Here is a 17,603-nt window from a genome sequence, read left to right on the forward strand (position 1 = left end):
TCACCCGAGATAGGTCTGGGCGAGCAGATCGGAAAGCTGTTCCAGTTCGCGTTCGAGCCGTTGATAGACCTCGACACCCATGCCCTCCGGGGTCATCACCGCCAGGCCGGAATGGAGCCGCATCGCTTCGCGGTAGAAGGGTGACATCTGGCCGTTGATCAGGGCATTGGGCAACTGCTCGACCTCGTGGTGGATCTCGTTCACCTGGAAGAGGACCGAGCGCGGGTTGAGGGGGTCGAGCGCCAAGAGGTCGGTGACCGTCAGCCGCGCCGTGTTGACGTTGTAGCGGCGGCGGTGGGTCATGACGCTGTCGCCGATCTCGAGCAGCATGTCGAGGGCGCCGTCCGGCGCTTCCGGGCCGGACATGTGGCCGAGCAGGCGCGTCATGTGCAGGCCGCGCTCGATATAGCGGCCGAGCGAGAGGAAGCGCCAGCCGGTGAAGCGGTACATGTTCTCGTGCACAAGGCCGGCGAAGCCCGCGAGCTTGCGCAGAAGGATCGTCATCGCATGGCTGGCGTCATCGCCGGCAGAGACGGTGACGTGAAAGCGGCGGGCGGTCTTGGCGAGGTCGTTGAGGGCCAGCCAGCCGTCCGGCGAGAAACGGTCGCGGATGTTGCTTGCCGAATAAACGGCGCTGTCGATGTTGCGCAGGAGCGTTTCCGGCACGGGTTCGGCGGTATCGATATCGACGGCCGTCAGATATTCGGAGACATCGGCTAGCAGCGGCTGGCTTGGATCGGCGGCTTCGGCGAAACGTGCATGCCAGGCGCGCAGGATGCGCAGCGCCCCTTCGGCGCGTTCGATGTAACGGCCGAGCCAGAACAGATTGTCGGCCGCCCGGCTCGGCAAGCTGCCCGGCATGTTGCGGGTGAAGCTGCCCTCGGCCGGCAGCAGCGTGTGGCGTTCGACCGGCTTGTCGCTGACGATCCAGACGTCGGCGGCCGCGCCGCCCGACTGCATGGCGATCGCCGCGACATCGGCGCCGGAGCCGATACGGGCAAAACCGCCGGGCATGATCTGCCAGCCGTTTGCCGTGCGGGCGGCGAAAACGCGCAGCGACATCGGCCGCGGCACGAGCTTGCCGTCCACCCAGGCGGGCGTGGTCGAGAGCGTGACGACTTCCTGGCCGACCAGTTTCGGGCCGTCCGAACTCAGCCAGTCGGTGATGGAATCCTTGGCCGTCGCACGCAGCGACGAGCCGAGCACGGATTCGCCGTTGTCGTCGAAGAAGGGTGCCCGGGAATAGGCCGGGCCGATCACCATCTTCTCGATGTTTTTTGCGACGTGCTCGCGCTCTTCCTTCTGGCCGCACCACCAGGTGGCGATCGAGGGGAGGTGCAGATCCTCGCCCAGCAGGCGGCGACAGATGGTCGGCATGAAGGCCAGAAGCGCCCGGGTTTCGAGAACCCCGGTGCCGAGCGCATTGACGATGGTGACGCTTTCGGCGCGCAGCGCTTCCACGAGGCCGGGCGTGCCGATATGCGAATTCTGGTTCAACTCCAGCGGGTCGGCAAAGGCCGAATCGAGACGGCGCCAGAGCACGCCGATCGGCTTCAGGCCGGCGACGGTGCGCACCATGACGCGGCCCTTGACGACGGTGAGGTCCTCGCCCTCGAGCAGCATGAAGCCGAGGTAGCGTGCGATGTAGGCGTGCTCGTAATAGGTCTCGTTGGCGGGGCCGGGCGTCAGCACGGCGATGCGGTCGTCGCCCGAATGTTTCATGCCCTGCAGCGCGTCGCGGAAGGCGCCGAAGAAGGAGGCGAGGCGGTGGACCGGCGTTTCGGCGTAGATATCCGAGAAGGCCCGGGTCGTCGCAACGCGGCTTTCCAGCGCGAAGCCGGCGCCTGACGGCGCCTGCGTCCTGTCGGCCAGCACCCACCAGTTGCCGTCAGGTCCGCGGCCGATCTCGAAGGCGCAGAAATGCAGATAGTGGCCGGAACCCGGCCGGATGCCGGCGAGCGGTCGCTGGAATTCGGGATTGGCGGCGATCAGTGCCGGCGGCAGGACGCCTTCCTCCACCAGCCGGTTGTCGCCGTAGATATCGGCAACGATCGCCTCCAGCAGGTCGGCGCGCTGGACGAGGCCCGCCGACAGCGTCTGCCATTCGCGCTCATCGATCAGCACGGGGATGTGCGAAATCGGCCAGGCGCGTTCGCCGGTGCCCTTGCTGCCATAGGCGCGGTAGAAGACGCCGGCATCGCGCAGGTAGCGGTCGGCGCGGGCGAAGCGCTCGGCGAGATCCTTTTCCGGCATTGCGCTCAGATGCGAGAGGAAACGCTGCCAGACGGGGCGGACCACGCCTTTGTTGTCGACCATCTCGTCAGCGGTACCAGGAAGCGGCGCATAGTCGAAGGCCGCATCCTTGATGCGGTCCTCTGCCTCTCCCCTGCGTTCCACTGCCGGCCTCTTACCCATCAAAACCCAAGCCCTAAACCCCCGGCCCTCACCTCAGCCTTAAATTCCGGCGGGCCGCCGCAGATCCAGCGTCAGCGGGAATTCAAGCGAACCCGTCTCGGCGCGCGGGATATAGCCGCCCGCCGTATGTCCCCACGGCTCGAAGCGGGCGAGCCGCCTTGCTTCCGCCTCGTTGCCGTTGACCGGGAAGGTGTCATAGGTCCGGCCGCCCGGATGGGCAACATGATAGATGCAGCCGCCGATCGAACGCTTCGACCATGTATCATAAATGTCAAAAGTCAAAGGTGTGTTGATCGGCAGGACGGGATGCAGGCCGGAGGCAGGCTGCCACGCCTTGTAACGGACGCCGGCGACCGACACGCCCGACGTGCCGGTTGGTGTCAGCGGCAGGGTGCGGCCATTGCAGGTGACGGTATAGCGCGCCGTATTGCTGGTTTCGAGCCGCACCTGAAGGCGTTCGACAGAGCTGTCGACGTAGCGCACGGTGCCGCCCGGCGCGCCTTCCTCACCCATGACGTGCCAGGGCTCCAGCGCCTGGCGCAGTTCCAGCTTCGAGCCCTCATATTCGACTTCGCCGCAGAAGGGGAAGCGGAATTCAAGCTGGGCCTTGAACCATTCCGGGCTGACGTCGAAGCCGTTTTCGCGAAGGTCGGCCAGCACGTCGAGGAAATCGGTCCAGACGAAATGCGGCAGCATGAAACGGTCGTGCAGGGTCGTGCCCCAGCGGACGAATTTGCCGTCGACGGGATTGACCCAGAAGCGGGCGATCAGTGCCCGCACCAGCAATTGCTGGGCAAGCGACATGCGGGCATTCGGCGGCATCTCGAAGCCGCGGAACTCGATGAGGCCGAGCCGTCCGGTCGGGCCCTCGGGCGAGAACAGCTTGTCGATGCAGATCTCGGCGCGATGGGTGTTGCCGGTGACGTCGGTCAACAGGTTGCGGAACAGGCGATCGACGAGCCAGGGCAACGGCTGCTGGCCGCGGCCGGGGGCAGCGATCTGCGCCATGGCGATCTCCAGCTCGTAGAGGCTGTCGTGACGGGCCTCGTCGATGCGCGGCGCCTGGCTGGTCGGCCCGATGAACATGCCGGAGAAGAGGTAGGAGAGCGAGGGATGGCGCTGCCAGTGGAGGACGACGCTCTTTAAGAGATCGGGACGGCGCAGGAAGGGACTATTGTTCGGATTGGCGCTGCCGACGACGACGTGGTTGCCGCCGCCGGTGCCGGTGTGGCGGCCGTCGATCATGAACTTGTCGGCGCCGAGACGGGTGGCGCGCGCCTCTTCGTAGATCGCCGTGGTGATATCGACGCACTCCTTCCAGTTCGATGCCGGATGGATGTTGACCTCGATGACGCCGGGATCCGGGGCGACGCGGATGACGTTGATGCGCTCATCCTGCGGCGGCGGATAACCTTCGATATGGACGGGAAGCTTGAGTTCGGCGGCGGCGTTTTCGGCAGCGGCAATCAGCTCGAGATAGTCTTCGATGCGTTCGACCGGCGGCATGAAGACGCAGAGCCTGCCGTCGCGCGGCTCGACCGACATGGCGGTGCGCACGGCGCCGCCGATTTCACCGAGCGTCTGTTCGATGCGGCCGCGATTGCTCTCGTCGGCGTGGAAGGAGGCTTCCGGCATGGCGCGACCGGCCGGCACGAAAACATCGGGCAGCGGTTCGCGCGGGATGGTCGGATCGGCGGGGTGGATATAGGGATAACGCGCCGGGGGAACATAGGGCAGCGTGCCGAGCGGCAGGCGGTAACCGATCGGGCTGTCGCCTGGAACGAGGAAGATCTTGCCGCGGCGAGTGCGCCATTTCTCGCTGATCCAGACGCGTGTTTCGGCCGCCCTGGCGTTCCATGCCTGAACCGGAAGGAGGTAACCTGTGGGGCCGGTGAGGCCACGGGCAAAGACGCGAGCGATGCGGTTGCGCTCCTCGGGATCTTTCAGTTTCGAATTCGCGGGATCGACATTGTCGGGAAGATTGCCTTCCTTGATAATCCAGTCGGCAGTATCCTCATAGGCCGGCTGCACCATGTCAGGCTTGATCGCCAGTTCCTTGGCGATCGCCGTCAGGAGCTTTTCGGCATCCTCGGCCGCAACACCGGTATCCTTGCCTTCGGCGGCGACCAGATCGAGGTTCTGCCAGATCGGCTTGCCGTCGCGGCGCCAGTACAGCGAGAAGGTCCAGCGCGGCAGACTTTCGCCCGGATACCATTTGCCCTGGCCGTAATGCAGGAAGCCGCCGGGGGCGAAGCGTTCGTGCAGCCGGCGGATCAGGCTGTCGGCCTTTTCGCGCTTGGTCGGGCCGACGGCGGCGGTGTTCCATTCCTCGGACTGGAAGTCGTCGATCGAAACGAAGGTCGGCTCGCCGCCCATCGTCAGATGCACGTCCTCGGCTTCGAGGACACGGTCGACCTTCTCGCCGAGTTCGTTGAGCTCGTCCCAGCTTTCATCGGAGAAGGGCTTGGTGATGCGCGGGTGTTCGGCAACGCGCGAGACCTTCATGTCGAAGGCGAATTCGGTTTCGGCCTCGCCGAAATAACCGCCGGAGATCGGAGCGGCGTTGCGGTAATGCGGCGTGGCGGCAAGCGGGATATGGCTTTCGCCGGTCAAGAGGCCGGAGGTCGGATCGAGGCCGACCCAGCCGGCGCCGGGCAGATAGACTTCCGCCCAGGCATGCAGGTCGGTGAAATCGACTTCGGTGCCGGAGGGCCCGTCGAGCGCCTTCAGATCAGGCGTCAGCTGAATGAGGTAACCGGAAACGAAGCGGGCGGCCAGGCCGAGATGGCGAAGGATCTGCACGAGCAGCCAGCTGGTGTCGCGGCAGGAGCCTTTGGCGCTTTCCAGCGTCTCCTCCGGCGTCTGCACGCCGGTTTCCATGCGGATGACATAGCCGATCTGCCGCTGCAGACGGGCATTCAGGCCGACGATCATATCGACCGTCGGCTGACCGGGCGACCAGTCGAGCGTCGGCAGCAGCGCCTTCAGGCGCGGGCCGGCCGGCTCCGGCGTCATGTAGATCGACAGATCCTCCTGGATCGTTTCCGGATATCCGAAGGGCCACTTGGTCGCCTCTTCCTCGACGAAGAAGTCGAAGGGATTATAAACCGTCATGTCGGCGACGAGATCGACCTCGATCTTGAACTCCGTCACCGGATCCGGAAAGACGTAGCGGGCAAGGTAATTGCCGTAGGGATCCTGCTGCAGGTTGACGAAATGGTTGGAGGGCGTGATCTTCAGCGAGTGGCTGAGCACCCGTGTCTTCGAATGCGAGGCAGGTTTCAGCCGGATGATCTGTGGGCCGAGGCGGACCGGCTTGTCATAGGTGTAATGCGTCAGATGATAGATGCTGGCTTTGATCGACATATTTCTCTTTTTATCCGGCTCGCATCGTCGTGCGGCTTGCTGTTCCCGAAAATCAGTGTGTGCAATGCAGCGAAAGAAAGCAAGGTGGAAAGGTCAAACGAGCCGAAGGCTTTTACGCTGCCTTGGCGAAGGTGACGGCCGCCTTCAGGCCCTTGCCGTCCGTACCCGGCTCCAGCGTCAGGTCGGCATTGAAAAGATTGGCGATTTCTTCGACGATCGGCAGGCCGAGGCCGGCGCCGGGCGCGCCGGAATCATGGCCGCGCGAAAAACGCTGGCGTACCGCCTCCAGCTTCTCGCGCGGAATGCCGGGGCCATTATCCTCGACTTCGAGGCGGATCGTCTCTGACGCAGCGATAATGCGGACGGTGACCTCAGCCCCGTTGCCGGCATAGGCGATGGCATTGCCGGCGAGGTTGCGCAGCATTTCGCCGATCAGCAGCGGCTCGGCGCGGATCATCGCCGGGCTCTCGCCCTCGAAGCCGAGATCGATGCCGGCGACGGCCGCCGTCGGGATCTGCTCGCCGGTGATTTCCTGGGCGATTGCGGCAAGATCGATGGCGGAGGCGGTCAGCGCTTCCTTGGCTGTGGCGGCGTCGATCTTGGCCATCAGGAGCAACTGGGCGAGGATGCGCTCGGCATGCGCCACCGCCTGATCGCCCTTCAGCGCCGCCGCCTGCGCCTCATCCAGCGAGCCGGCGCGGGCGGAAAGAGCAAGCTGGGTGCGGATGATCGCCAGCGGTGTGCGCAGCTGATGGCTGGCATTGCCGGTGAAATGGCGCAGCGCATCGAGCGCCGATTGCAGGCGGACCATGAAGGAATTGACCGTATCGACCAGCGGCTCGACCTCGCTTGGCACAGTCTGCTTGATCGGATGCAGGTCATCGGGGCTGCGTTCGCCGATGGCGTCGCCGAGCTTATAGAGCGGGCGGAGCGCCACCGTGACCGAAATCCAGACGATGACGGCCGCGCCCGCAATCATGAAGGCGAGGCGCAATGCCGAGCGGACGAGGATTGCCCGCGCCAGCTGGCGGCGGGCGATGGTGGTTTCGGCGACCGTTACCACGAAGGGCACGGAGCGGATGCCCGTCGAGGCTGAGCGTTCGAGTGTGGCGACACGGATCGGCTCGCCGCGGAAGGTGTCGTCGGCGAAGGCGGCAGCATTGGGCGGCGTCTTCTTCAGGACCGGCAACGACTGGTAGCCGGTGATGAATTGGCCCGGCGGGCCGTCGACGCGATAGAAGACGCGATCCTGCGCGGCAGAGGTCAGCATTTCAAGCGCGACATAGGGGATATCGACCTGCAGCGTGCCGTCCTCGGCGACGACGACGCGTTCGGCGATCGCCAGCGCCGAACCGGCGAGCACGCGGTCGGAGACGATGTTCGAGGTCTGGACCGCCTCGCGATAGGTATCGGCAAGCGCCAGCGTGCCGATCACGGCGGTGGAGACGAGCAGCCAGAAGAGCAGCCGGCGCCGGAGGGAATAGGCGGCTTTCATGAGGCCTCGGGCAGCTTGTCGAGATAATAGCCGATGCCGCGGGCAGTCTTGACGGTCAGGCCGTGCGGCGAGAGACGCTTTCTCAAGCGGCTGACATATTGCTCGATGGCGTTTGCGGAAATGTCGTCGTCGAAGGCCGTCAGCGACTGGATGATCGCTTCCTTGGCGACGACCTTGCCGGCCCGCATGAAGAGGATTTCGAGCAGGCCGAGCTCGCGGGCGGGAATATCGAGGGGTGCGGCGCCTGATGAAAAGGTGCGGGAATTGAGATCGAAAGAAATGCCGCCGAAACCGACGGTCGCCGAACGCAGCCCCGCCTGGCGGCGCAGTAATACCCGCACACGCGCCTCGAATTCGGCGATGTCGAAGGGTTTGATCAGGTAATCGTCAGCGCCGAGGTCGAGGCCCTTCACCCTTTCTTCCGGCGTGCCGCGCGCCGTCAGGATGAGGACGGCAGCCTGGTTCTGGCGGGCGCGCATGGCACGCAGCACGTCGAGCCCGTCCATCTCGGGCAGGTTGAGGTCGAGAATCACCAGATCGAAATTTTCCGCAGCAATGACCGCATTGGCGGATGCGCCGTCATGGACGACATCGACGGCGTGGCCCGTGCCGCGCAAGATCGCCGACAGGCCGTCGGCCAGCGCGATATTGTCTTCGGTGAGCAGGATGCGCACGAATGTCCCCCTGTTTTTCAAAGGAGATTACAGAGGTGGCGGAGCGATGTCACAGCGATTTTGCAGCTTACAGCGCAGCGGGTCCTTCAGACGCGCAAAATACGCTGTGGCACTTTAATCCTCGCATCGAGCTTTTCGAAAATCGATTCCGATTTCCGGCCGATGCGCCACCGAATGCCGGGAAAGACCGGCGTCAGCTCCCGGTCCTTTCGATTCGTTCGCGCTGCGTCATTGCGGCGTTGAGGAGTCTTCGGAAGCGGGGATCGTCGCGGATGTTGTCGAGGTCGGAATCATTGTCGAACCATTTGATATGGTAGACGGAGCTGTTCGGCAGCAGCTTCTCGAGAAGGTCGATCGCCTGGTCGGCGTCGCCGAGGACGGAATAGACGCAGGCGAGATTATACTGGGCGACGATATCGTCGGGATCGATGGCGATCGCGCGGGCCGCCCAGTCGCGGGCTCTCGTCACATCGCCCATATGGGCAAGCGCCAGCGCGCCGCGATGGGCGGGGCCGGAATTTTCCGGATTGAGGTTCAGCGCGCGTTCGGCGCGCAGCAGGCCGAGCCGCGCCCAGTTTTCCGTGTCCAGCACACGGCCGAGCGAGCGGTAGGCGGACATCAGGTGGATCGGCGAGACATAGTCGTCAGGGCGGATCTCGGCGGCGCGGGTGAAGTATTGAACCGATTCGGCAAAGTTGCCATGCATGAAGAAGAACCGGGCATAGTGGAAATTCGCCTCGAAGAGGTTGGGGTCGAGCGCCAAAGCCCGTTCGAAGGCCGCCGCCGCCCTGTCGTCATAGCCGCTCTGATGCAAGGCGAGACCATGGGAAGCGTGGGCCTCGGGAAGGTCGGGATCAAGTTCCAGGGCGCGGGCGCTCATCTCGAGGATGCGCCTCAGCGGCACGTCGTCCGGTGCCCAATCGCGGATCGCCGCATCGCAGTCGGCGATGCCGGCATAGGCGCGGGCATAGTCCGGGTCGAGCTCGACCGCCTTGCAGAACATCCGCCTTGCAAGCTGCAGATAGGATTTGGTCCAGGTGTGGGAGAGCTGGCGGCCCCTGAGGTAATAGGTATAGGCCTCGACATTGGCGGTCGGCTCATTGGCGATCGCCTTCTTCTCTTCCGGCAGCAGACGCACCTTCAACTGGCCGACGATCGCGTGGGTGATCTCGTCCTGAATGGCGAAGATGTCGGTCAGGTCGCGGTCGTAACGCTCGGCCCAGAGATGGTCGCCATTGGCGGTGTCGATCAGCTGACCGGAGATGCGCACGCGATTGCCGAAGATGCGCACGCTTCCCTCGAGCACGTAGCGCACGCCGAGTTCCTGGGCGAGCCGCTTCACTTTCACCGATATGCCCTTGTAGGTGAAGATGGTGTTGCGCGGCACGACGTGCAGGCTGGAGATCTTGGAGAGATCGGTGATGATGTCTTCGGTGATGCCGTCGGAGAAATAGTCCTGGTCGGCATCGCCGCTCATATTGGTGAAGGGCAGCACCGCAATGAAGCACGTGTTGCGGTTCTGCGCGACCAATTTCGCCGAGGAGGGCGGCGCCAAGCTGACAGTATAGACCTGAACGGGCTGCCTGATGTTCTTCAGCGTATGTTCGCCGATGAACTCGAAGCCGAGATTGAGGCGCGAGCCGACCTGATCGCGCACCGAGGCGGACACGGCGATGCCGCCTGGCGCCGCGATACGCTCGAGTCTGGCGGCGAGATTGACGCCATCGCCGAATATGTCGCCATTCTCGACCACGACGTCGCCGAGATTGATGCCGATGCGGAATTCGACGCGCTCGTCCTTGGGCACGCTCTCGTTGCGGGCCGCCATGCTGCGCTGGATCTCGGCGGCGCAGGCGACCGCATTCACCACGCTCTGGAATTCGGCAAGGATGCCGTCGCCGGTGAGTTTGACGATCCGGCCCTTGTAGTCGGCAATACGAATATCGACCAGTTCGCAGCGATGGCGGTTCAGCGCCTGCAACGTGCCGGATTCATCGATGCCCATCAGTCGGCTGTAGCCGACGACATCCGCAGCGAGAATAGCGCTCAGTCGTCGTTCCATGACCCCTCCCAGGATCTTCCCAGTTTAGTCTAGCTTTTTATAGAGTTTTTGTTGCGCGGAGTCGTCCCCCGAATAAGAAATTCGGGCGGTTTCGACGTTTTGACGCGGCAGGGCGACCATATAAGGTCGCCGATCTTCATCAATACTCTGAATGGGTGAAGGGTGGCGTTCGGCTCTAATCCTTTGTGATGAAAAGGTAATTCTAATCGAAGAAATGCGGGTTTATTTCATCGCTCGATGCTTCGGGCGTGGCACTATAAAAGTGGCGGTCGATCGGTTTGGGGCTTGAAGCGGAGCCAGGGGTTGGGCCGGAAGACTATTGCGAGGGGTATCCACCGTATGATTGTGATTCGCGGCTGCTTCGATGGTTGCGACGAGGCCGGCGCCGGCTATTGTGGCGATGTTTCATGCGCGGCGGAGATTTTGGATGACAGGTTCGGCCCGGAATTTTCTGGAGTTTCACGATATTCCGGAGGCCGGGCTCCGATCGATTGTCGCCCGCGCCGGCGAACTCGCCAAAAGCTGGGATGAGCGCACCGTGCCGCAGAGCCTTGCGGGCAAACGTGTCGCGCTGATTGCCGACGACGGCGGCTGGCGTAATACCACCGCCTTCGATCTCGGCATCCAGGCGATGGGCGGTATCTGCGCGCATGTGCCGATCGGTTTCGATGTCAGGGAGCAGACCGGCGACCTTGCGGGCTATCTCGGCAACTGGTTCGATATGCTGGTGATCCGCACCAAGGCGCTTGCGACATTGAAGGCGACGGCGGCAGTCTCGCCGGTGCCTGTCATCAATGCGCGCACACGCTCCAACCACCCTTGCGAGACGCTCGGTGACCTTGCCTATATTAGGAGCCGGCGCGGCTCGATCGACGGGTTGAAGGTCGTTGGCGTGGCGGCGGACGCAAATATCCTCCGCTCCTGGGCCGAAGCCTCGATTGCGCTGCCGATAGAGGTTGTGCAGGTCTACCCCGAACGCTGGCACATCCGTGACGCTGCACTGCTCAACGGGCGTTTCCGCGTGAGCGCCGATATGGGCGAGCTATCGGACGCCGACGTCGTCATCACCGATTCATGGCCGGGCGATGCCGCCCGGAGGCGCTCGCCGGCTACCGGATCGGCGCCGACCTGCTCGATCGTTTGTCGGAGGATGCGATCTTCCTGCCGTGCCCGCCGGTCAGGCGTGGCCAGGAGGTGACGGCCGAAGCGATGGAGCATCCGCTCTGCCAGAGCCACATCGCCAAAGCCTTTCTGCTGCACGCGCAGAATGCGCTGATGGAGTGGGTCGCCGCCTAGTCGGCGGCCTTGCTCCTCCCGGCGCGCTCAGGCATTGTTGCGGCATGAGGAGAGTTTTCATTTTGCTGCTGGCCTTCTGGCCGGGCTTCGCGCTCGCCGATCAGGCCTTCTATCCGGCGAAGTCGGGTCAGGCCGATGCGGCGGTGCTGACGGTTTACTCCTCGCTCGACGAGCCGCTGGCGCGGCCGATGATCCGCGGTTTCCAGGATGCCAATCCCGACGTTGCGGTCAAATACGAGGATATGCTGACCGGCGACATCTACGACCGGATCGTCAAGGAGACGGATGCCGGCGAGAAGACGGCGGATTTCGCTTTTTCCTCGGCGATGGATCTGCAGGTGAAGCTTTCCAACGACGGATATGCGCAGGTCAGCAACCTGCCGATGAGTGCAGCATGGCCGAAATGGGCGAACTGGCGCAACACCGCCTATGCGCTCACCTTCGAGCCGGCGGTGTTCGTCTATCACAAGCCGAGCTTTGTACATGAGCCGGTGCCGAGTTCGCGGGCGGAATTCGTCGACTATCTGAAACGCAAGGGCAACAAGGTCTATGGCCGGATCAGCACCTACGATATCGAACGCTCCGGGGTCGGCTTTCTGTTCATGGCGCGCGACCAGGAGCAATTCGGCGACATCTGGTCGGTGATCGGGGCGATGGGGGCTGCCGGCGTCAAGCTCTATTCGACGAGCTCGGCAATCCTCGAGCGCGTCGCCGACGGGCGCTTCGTGCTCGGCTACAACATTCTCGGCTCCTATGCGGCGGACTGGGCCTCGCGCTATCCCGATGTCGGCATCGTTCTGCCGAAGGATTACACGGTGGTGATGTCGCGGATCGGGCTGGTGCCGCAGGCGGCCGCCGAGCCGGAGCTCGGGCGGCGGTATCTCGCCTTCTTCATGTCGAAGGCGGGTCAGACGATCATGGCGCGGGAGCTGCAGATCCCGGCCGTCAGTCCTGAGGTGGCGGGGGAGAATACCGCCAATACGCTGCAGGAGCTGCTGGGCGCCCAGCTTCGGCCGGTGCCGGTCAGCCCCGGGCTGATGGTCTATCTCGACCAGGTGAAGCGGGCACGGCTCATCGCGCATTGGAATGAGGTCTTGCGCGCGCAGTGAAGGTGTTCCGCTTCCAGCTGCTTCGTCCTTTGAAGCTGGAAATCGGACTGCCGTCCGCCAATTACGGCAAAAAAGTGTCCGCTACTGCTGGATATCTTGCCGATGTCAGCTAAATGACAGCTTGTTGTGGTGCCTTTGGCTACTTCTTCTCCGTGGAGGCGGAGAGCTGAAGCCTTGGGAGGTATTCCGCTCGTCATTCAGGACACTTGTGTCCGCTGATCAGCCATCCTCCCGATTCCCTGGAGAATAACGGGCGGTTTGCTCAGCCGCCGACGGAGGACACATCGTGAAGCATACGTTCATCGCAACCCTTTTTGCAGCTGTTATCGCGCTGCCGGCCTATGCGGCCGACTACACCATCATCGCGCCGGCCGCTCCCGGCGGCGGCTGGGACCAGACGGCTCGTTCGCTGCAGACCGCGCTGCAGCAGGAGAAGATCTCCGGCAACGTGCAGGTCCAGAACGTTCCGGGCGCCGGCGGCACCATCGGGCTTGCGCAGTTCAGCAGCCAGGCTGCAGGCAACCCGAATTCGCTGATCGTCGGCGGCTATGTGATGGTCGGCGCGATCCTCACCAACAAGTCGCCGGTGACGCTCAAGGACGTTACGCCGATTGCCCGGCTGACCGGCGAGTACGAAGCCGTCGTCGTTCCCGCCGCATCCGAGATCAAGACCATGGCCGATCTGGTTGCGGCGCTGAAGAAGGATCCGGGTTCGGTTTCCTGGGGCGGCGGTTCGGCCGGCGGTACCGATCACATCACCGTCGGCCTGATCGCTAAGGCGTCCGGCGTTGATCCGACCAAGATCAACTATGTCGCCTTCTCCGGCGGCGGTGAAGCACTCGCCGCCATTCTCGGCGGCCAGGTCACGGCCGGCGTCTCGAGCTACAGCGAGTTCCAATCGCAAGTGAAATCCGGCACGCTCCGCCTTCTCGCCGTTTCCAGCGACAAGCGTATCGACGGCGTCGATGCCCCGACGCTGAAGGAAGCCGGCACCGACGTCACCATCCAGAACTGGCGCATGGTTGCGGCTGCCCCCGGCCTGTCGGCTGAACAGGTCGCCGCCGTCACCGCCGATTTCGAGAAGCTGCATAGCTCGGCCACCTGGCAGGAAACCCTGAAGACCAAGGGCTGGGCCGACACCTATCTGTCCGGCGACGCCTTCAAGGCGCAGCTCGAAAAGGACGTCTCCGCCACCGAAGGCATTCTCAAAGAGATCGGACTTGTTCAATGAGCGAGGATAACACCTCCTCGGCAACCGAGCGCCGCCCTGATTGGGCGGCGTTCATCATTGCCGTTTTCCTCTTCGTCGTCGCCGGCGTGATGGCCTGGGATGCCTCGCATCTGAAAACGATCGCGCAATACGACCGCATTGGCCCGGCAACGGTGCCTGAAGTGGTGGCGTTCGGGCTCTTCTGTCTTGGGGTCTGGACCGTCGCCGAAGCCTGGCGCGGCGAGTTTCCGGAACGCGACCGGCAGGAAGTGGCGCCGGTCATCTGGATCGTCGCCGGTCTTGCCGCCCAGATGCTGCTTCTGCGCACCGCCGGCTTCTCGATTGCCACCGGTGTGCTGTTCGCACTGACGGCGCGCGGCTTCGGCAAGCGCAAGCTCTGGATCTCGCTGCCGTTCGGCATCGTTTTCAGCTTCGTCGTCTGGGCGATCTTCTCGCAGTTGCTGCAGCTGACGCTGCCGGCCGGCCCGCTCGAACATCTGTTCTTCTGACCGCGCGAGGCGCTGTCAGCTCTTTTGATTTTGCGCGGCGCCTGACCCCGAAACCGCAGGGTCGGGAATGCCGCTTGGGACACCAAGATGAGCACATTCGAATTTCTATGGCAGGGTATCCTGGTTGCGATGCAGCCGATGAACCTGGTTTATGCGCTGGTCGGCGTCACACTCGGCACCGCCGTCGGCGTGCTTCCCGGTATCGGCCCGGCCCTTACCGTGGCGCTGCTGTTGCCCGCCACCTACAAGCTCGATCCCGGCGGTTCGCTGATCATGTTCGCCGGCATCTACTACGGCGGCATGTATGGCGGCTCGACGACCTCCATCCTGCTCAACACGCCGGGGGAAAGCGCCTCGATCGTCACCGCGCTCGAGGGCAACAAGATGGCGCGCGCCGGCCGCGGCGGACCGGCGCTGGCGACGGCGGCGATCGGCTCCTTCGTCGCCGGCCTGCTCGCCACGCTCGGGCTTGCCTTCATCGCGCCCTATATCGTCAAGCTGGCGCTGGTCTTCGGACCACGCGAATATTTCGCGCTGATGGTGCTTGCCTTCGTCACCGTCTCCTCGGCCTTCGGCGATTCGGCATTGAGGGGTCTGACCTCGCTGTTCATCGGTTTTGCGCTTGCCATGGTCGGCATCGACCAGCAGACGGGCCAGGCACGGCTTTCCTTCGGCATCCCCGACCTGCTCGACGGAGTCGAGGTCACGACGCTGGCGGTGGCCATGTTTGCCATCGGAGAGACGCTCTACATCGCCGCGCAGGGCAACCGGATCGCGGAGAAGGTCGAGGCGGTCAAGGGTTCGCTCTGGATGAACGCGCAGGATTGGTCGCGCTCGTGGAAGCCGTGGCTGCGCGGCACGCTGATCGGGTTCCCGATCGGTGCGATGCCGGCGGGCGGCGCCGAAATCGGCACCTTCCTCTCCTATGCCACTGAAAAGCGGCTGGCAAAGAACCCGGAAGAGTTCGGCCATGGCGCAATCGAAGGCGTGGCCGGTCCCGAGGCGGCGAACAACGCCTCGGCCGCCGGTACGCTGGTGCCGCTTCTGACGCTCGGCCTGCCGACGACGGCGACGGCGGCGATCATGCTTGCCGGCTTCCAGCAATACGGGCTGCAGCCCGGACCGCTGCTGTTTGCCACCAATCCGCAACTCGTCTGGGGCCTGATCGCCAGCCTGCTCATCGCCAATGCGATGCTCCTGGTGCTGAACCTGCCGATGATCGGGCTCTGGGTGCGGCTGCTGACCATTCCGAAACCGTGGCTCTACGCCGGCATCCTGCTGTTTGCAACGCTTGGGACGATCGGCGCCAATCCGTCGGTGTTCGAGCTCGGCATGCTGCTCGCCTTCGGCTTGCTCGGCTATGTGATGCGGCTCTTCGGCTATCCGATTGCGCCTGCCGTCGTCGGCCTGATCCTCGGGCCGCTGGCCGAACAGCAGCTGCGCCGTGCGCTGGCGATCAGCCAGGGCGACGTCACGACGCTGGTGATGTCGCCGATCGCGGCCGGTCTGCTCATCGTTGCGGCGGCCGCCTTCCTCATCCCGCTGATCCTGCGGCTGCGCGGCAGGGGCCAGGTGCTGTCGCAACTGGCGGCAAACGAAGACTAGCGCATCGGCCCGAAAATCGGAATCGATTTTCGGAAAACACGATGCGGGGATTGAAAGTGTTAGAGCGTCCTTTGTGGTCCGAAGAGACGCGGCGCTCTAAGAAGAAAAAGACGACCTTACCCCTCCCTCGAGGCCGGCCATGGAGACATGCGCCGGCCTCTCGTTTTTGCATGGCTGAGGTGATTTTCTGAGCATTGTGGAGGTATGGGCGCGATGCCATCTATAGGTAGTCAATCATAGAGCAAGAGGAAAAGGACAATGTCCGCCATCCGCAATTCAGTCCGTACAGGTTTCTTTGGCCGCGCCTTTGCCGTGCTGGGCGCCGCAAACGCCGTCAGCGCCGCCGTTGAAGCCGGCCGCCGCCCGCGTGCCAGCGACCTCAAGGAACTCGGCATCGACCCGGCCTCCTTCGGTCCGGCTTCCCGCTAAGGCCTTCAAGCCATGCATGAATGAATTAGCCCGCAACCGGATGGTCGCGGGCTTTGTTTTTAACCGCAAGGCTGTTGCGCACTGCGGCTTCCTGCATCGTCAGGCGTGAAGCTCCTCCCGCTCGGCGCCGTGCTCCTCCACTCGTTCGCGCCTGTTGTGGCGGATGGACGACCAGAGCGACAGGCCGATCAGGGCCGCGCCGCCGAGCCCGGTGATAACCTCGGGGATGTGCATCAGGGTCTGCGCATACATGATCACCGACAGGATCAGGATGGCGTAGAAGGCGCCATGCTCGAGATAGCGGTATTCGGCAAGCGTTCCCTTCTCCACCAGCATGATCGTCATCGAGCGCACATACATGGCGCCGATGCCGAGGCCGATCGCGATGACGAATAGGTTCTGCGTCAGGGCAAAGGCGCCGATGACGCCGTCGAAGGAAAAGCTCGCATCCAGCACCTCCAGATAGATGAAAGCGCCAAGACCACCCTTGGCGGCAGCGCTCATCGTCTGCTGCGAAGCATCGAGCAACTCGCCAACGACCTCGACCGCGAGGAAGGTGAGCAGGCCATAAATGGCGCAATGAACGAAGACGCTAGCCTCCTCGCCGCCGATCAACCAGGAGAAAACCAGCATCAGCGCCAGCACGAAAGCGATCTCGATACCTCGGATGGTAGCCGAGCGTGCCATCACCTTTTCCAGGCCGCGAAACCAATGGATCTTCTTTTCATGGTCGAAGAAATAGCTGAGGCCGACCATCATCAGGAAGGTACCACCGAAGGCTGCGATCGGCAGATGCGCGTCGTTCATGATGCGGGCATATTCCTCGGGTTCGCGGGCAGCCAGCACCAGCGCGTCCCAAGGGCCGATCCGCGCCGCGATCGCGACGATCGCCAGCGGAAAGACGATGCGCATGCCGAAGACGGCGATGATGATGCCCCAGGTGAGGAAGCGCTTCTGCCAGACGGGCGTCATCTCCTTCAGCTTGTTGGCATTGACGATGGCATTGTCGAAGGAGAGCGAGATCTCCAGCACGGCAAGCACCGTGCAGATGAAGAAGACGGTTGCCATGCCGCCGATCGTGCCGGTCGTCTGCCAGCCGAGCACGGCGCCGAGAACGAGGCCGAGCGCAGTGACGATGAAAGCCCAGCGGAAATAGCCGAGCGAGGATTGAGCGACTACGGGCTGATTCATGGCCGCACCTCGTGGCCGCAAATCGTGTTGAAGAGGGTGGATATATTGGAAAGACGTGGCACGCCACAACGGGCATGCCGGTCAGGCATGGTGAGTTTGTTCATCGATGAAAAATCCGCCGGCTAAGCTGCAGGCGGTACCGACATCACGAGAGCGCCGTAAAAACTCTCGCCAGAGGGGCCCGGCACCAAAGTTCCCCGTCAGCCGATGTCTGGAAGGCTGCGGGATAGGCTCTAGTTAAT

The 17,603-nt window shown here is 63.5% G+C and carries 11 protein-coding genes and 1 pseudogene; 6 read left to right on the forward strand and 6 right to left on the reverse strand.

Features of this window, described 5'->3' with window-relative positions; genetic code table 11:
• From ACMUVN_RS20075 to ACMUVN_RS20095, 5 genes are all read right to left on the reverse strand, one after another.
• A complete protein-coding gene (locus ACMUVN_RS20075) occupies positions 1 to 2,415 on the reverse strand; it encodes a circularly permuted type 2 ATP-grasp protein (RefSeq protein WP_047616384.1) in 2,415 nt (804 codons plus the stop codon).
• Positions 2,416 to 2,454: 39 nt separating this feature from the next.
• Complete coding sequence (locus tag ACMUVN_RS20080; protein ID WP_414815410.1) at positions 2,455 to 5,781, reverse strand: DUF2126 domain-containing protein; 3,327 nt, start codon at positions 5,779 to 5,781, stop codon at positions 2,455 to 2,457.
• Positions 5,782 to 5,893: 112 nt separating this feature from the next.
• Positions 5,894 to 7,276, reverse strand: a complete 1,383-nt coding sequence (locus ACMUVN_RS20085) for a sensor histidine kinase (RefSeq protein ID WP_063475324.1) — start codon at positions 7,274 to 7,276, stop codon at positions 5,894 to 5,896.
• A complete protein-coding gene (locus ACMUVN_RS20090) occupies positions 7,273 to 7,950 on the reverse strand; it encodes a response regulator transcription factor (protein WP_025570656.1) in 678 nt (225 codons plus the stop codon). Before ACMUVN_RS20090 ends, ACMUVN_RS20085 begins: the two co-directional genes overlap by 4 nt.
• 193 nt (positions 7,951 to 8,143) lie before the next feature.
• Entirely contained in the window at positions 8,144 to 10,012 is a 1,869-nt protein-coding gene (locus ACMUVN_RS20095) for an adenylate/guanylate cyclase domain-containing protein (RefSeq protein ID WP_025570654.1), read from the reverse strand.
• 427 nt (positions 10,013 to 10,439) lie between these two features.
• Here ACMUVN_RS20095 and ACMUVN_RS20100 point away from each other — a divergent pair.
• The 6 genes and pseudogenes from ACMUVN_RS20100 to ACMUVN_RS20125 all read left to right on the forward strand — a co-directional run bounded on the left by ACMUVN_RS20100 (position 10,440) and on the right by ACMUVN_RS20125 (position 16,170).
• Positions 10,440 to 11,308 (forward strand): annotated as a pseudogene (locus tag ACMUVN_RS20100) (ornithine carbamoyltransferase).
• A gap of 62 nt (positions 11,309 to 11,370) precedes the next feature.
• Positions 11,371 to 12,417: an ABC transporter substrate-binding protein gene (locus ACMUVN_RS20105; protein ID WP_029868252.1), complete on the forward strand. Its 1,047-nt coding sequence runs from the start codon at positions 11,371 to 11,373 to the stop codon at positions 12,415 to 12,417.
• A 286-nt stretch (positions 12,418 to 12,703) separates the two neighbouring features.
• Positions 12,704 to 13,648, forward strand: coding sequence for a Bug family tripartite tricarboxylate transporter substrate binding protein (locus ACMUVN_RS20110; RefSeq protein ID WP_127430741.1), 945 nt, complete (start codon positions 12,704 to 12,706; stop codon positions 13,646 to 13,648).
• Positions 13,645 to 14,136, forward strand: coding sequence for a tripartite tricarboxylate transporter TctB family protein (locus tag ACMUVN_RS20115; RefSeq protein ID WP_025570435.1), 492 nt, complete (start codon positions 13,645 to 13,647; stop codon positions 14,134 to 14,136). The genes ACMUVN_RS20110 and ACMUVN_RS20115 overlap by 4 nt, the downstream gene beginning before the upstream one ends.
• 87 nt (positions 14,137 to 14,223) lie before the next feature.
• A complete protein-coding gene (locus ACMUVN_RS20120) occupies positions 14,224 to 15,741 on the forward strand; it encodes a tripartite tricarboxylate transporter permease (RefSeq protein ID WP_025570437.1) in 1,518 nt (505 codons plus the stop codon).
• A gap of 258 nt (positions 15,742 to 15,999) precedes the next feature.
• Positions 16,000 to 16,170 (forward strand): hypothetical protein, encoded by a 171-nt coding sequence (locus ACMUVN_RS20125; protein WP_088930351.1) that lies wholly within the window; start codon positions 16,000 to 16,002, stop codon positions 16,168 to 16,170.
• A gap of 99 nt (positions 16,171 to 16,269) precedes the next feature.
• Here ACMUVN_RS20125 and ACMUVN_RS20130 read toward each other — a convergent pair whose 3' ends face one another.
• Positions 16,270 to 17,361 (reverse strand): DUF475 domain-containing protein, encoded by a 1,092-nt coding sequence (locus ACMUVN_RS20130; RefSeq protein WP_183908540.1) that lies wholly within the window; start codon positions 17,359 to 17,361, stop codon positions 16,270 to 16,272.
• Between the last annotated feature and the right edge of the window lie 242 nt (positions 17,362 to 17,603).

It is taken from the genome of Rhizobium sp. IY2 (assembly GCF_047532935.1).
In the GTDB taxonomy this organism is placed as follows: Bacteria; Pseudomonadota; Alphaproteobacteria; order Rhizobiales; family Rhizobiaceae; genus Rhizobium; species Rhizobium anhuiense.

Coding starts and splice junctions, on each gene's coding strand:
- ACMUVN_RS20130 (WP_183908540.1), bottom strand. CDS start 17,361: ATGAATCAGCCCGTAGTCGCTCAATCCTCGCTCGGCTATTTCCGCTGG.
- ACMUVN_RS20080 (WP_414815410.1), bottom strand. CDS start 5,781: ATGTCGATCAAAGCCAGCATCTATCATCTGACGCATTACACCTATGAC.
- ACMUVN_RS20095 (WP_025570654.1), bottom strand. CDS start 10,012: ATGGAACGACGACTGAGCGCTATTCTCGCTGCGGATGTCGTCGGCTAC.
- ACMUVN_RS20085 (WP_063475324.1), bottom strand. CDS start 7,276: ATGAAAGCCGCCTATTCCCTCCGGCGCCGGCTGCTCTTCTGGCTGCTC.
- ACMUVN_RS20115 (WP_025570435.1), top strand. CDS start 13,645: ATGAGCGAGGATAACACCTCCTCGGCAACCGAGCGCCGCCCTGATTGG.
- ACMUVN_RS20120 (WP_025570437.1), top strand. CDS start 14,224: ATGAGCACATTCGAATTTCTATGGCAGGGTATCCTGGTTGCGATGCAG.
- ACMUVN_RS20125 (WP_088930351.1), top strand. CDS start 16,000: ATGTCCGCCATCCGCAATTCAGTCCGTACAGGTTTCTTTGGCCGCGCC.
- ACMUVN_RS20075 (WP_047616384.1), bottom strand. CDS start 2,415: ATGGGTAAGAGGCCGGCAGTGGAACGCAGGGGAGAGGCAGAGGACCGC.